Here is a 1,351-nt window from a genome sequence, read left to right as displayed (position 1 = left end):
ACCCAAACAGTCTTTGCTCTGGCCGATCAGGTAATTCATTGTGAGCACTTGCCGAGTGCCGGTGACGTCGTCGATTAAGGAGGTGATCCAGCCGCAGGTTCCCCTACGGCTACCTTGTTACGACTTCACCCCAGTCATGAACCACACCGTGGTGATCGCCCTCCGAAGTTAGGCTAACCACTTCTGGTGCAGTCCACTCCCATGGTGTGACGGGCGGTGTGTACAAGGCCCGGGAACGTATTCACCGTGACATTCTGATTCACGATTACTAGCGATTCCGACTTCACGGAGTCGAGTTGCAGACTCCGATCCGGACTGAGACCGGCTTTTTGAGATTAGCTCCACCTCGCGGTATTGCCACCCTCTGTACCGGCCATTGTAGCACGTGTGTAGCCCTACCCGTAAGGGCCATGATGACTTGACGTCGTCCCCACCTTCCTCCGGTTTGTCACCGGCAGTCTCCCTAGAGTTCCCGACCGAATCGCTGGCAAATAGGGACAAGGGTTGCGCTCGTTACGGGACTTAACCCAACATTTCACAACACGAGCTGACGACAGCCATGCAGCACCTGTCTGAGCGTTCCCGAAGGCACCAATCCATCTCTGGAAAGTTCGCTCGATGTCAAGGGTAGGTAAGGTTCTTCGCGTTGCATCGAATTAAACCACATGCTCCACCGCTTGTGCGGGCCCCCGTCAATTCATTTGAGTTTTAACCTTGCGGCCGTACTCCCCAGGCGGTCGACTTATCGCGTTAACTGCGCCACAAAGGTCTCGAGGACCCCAACGGCTAGTCGACATCGTTTACGGCGTGGACTACCAGGGTATCTAATCCTGTTTGCTACCCACGCTTTCGCACCTCAGCGTCAGTGTCAGTCCAGAAGGCCGCCTTCGCCACTGGTATTCCTCCCGATCTCTACGCATTTCACCGCTACACCGGGAATTCTACCTTCCTCTCCTGCACTCTAGCCTGACAGTTCCGGATGCCGTTCCCAGGTTGAGCCCGGGGCTTTCACAACCGGCTTATCAAGCCGCCTACGCGCGCTTTACGCCCAGTAATTCCGATTAACGCTCGCACCCTCCGTATTACCGCGGCTGCTGGCACGGAGTTAGCCGGTGCTTCTTCTGTGAGTGATGTCCTTCTTGCGGGGTATTAACCCACAAGCCTTCTTCCTCACTGAAAGTGCTTTACAACCCGAGGGCCTTCTTCACACACGCGGCATGGCTGGATCAGGCTTTCGCCCATTGTCCAATATTCCCCACTGCTGCCTCCCGTAGGAGTTCGGGCCGTGTCTCAGTCCCGATGTGGCTGATCATCCTCTCAGACCAGCTACGGATCGCGGCCTTGGTGAGCC

Annotated in this window: 1 rRNA gene; it reads right to left on the bottom strand. The window is 56.3% G+C overall.

Annotation, left to right across the window (positions count from 1 at the left end):
* Positions 1-75: 75 nt before the first annotated feature.
* A 16S ribosomal RNA gene (locus QC818_RS18295) occupies positions 76-1,351 on the bottom strand; the annotation flags it as partial.

It is taken from the genome of Halomonas koreensis (assembly GCF_031451675.1).
Lineage (GTDB): Bacteria > Pseudomonadota > Gammaproteobacteria > Pseudomonadales > Halomonadaceae > Halomonas > Halomonas koreensis.
This window is presented reverse-complemented; position numbering and strand designations above follow the sequence as displayed.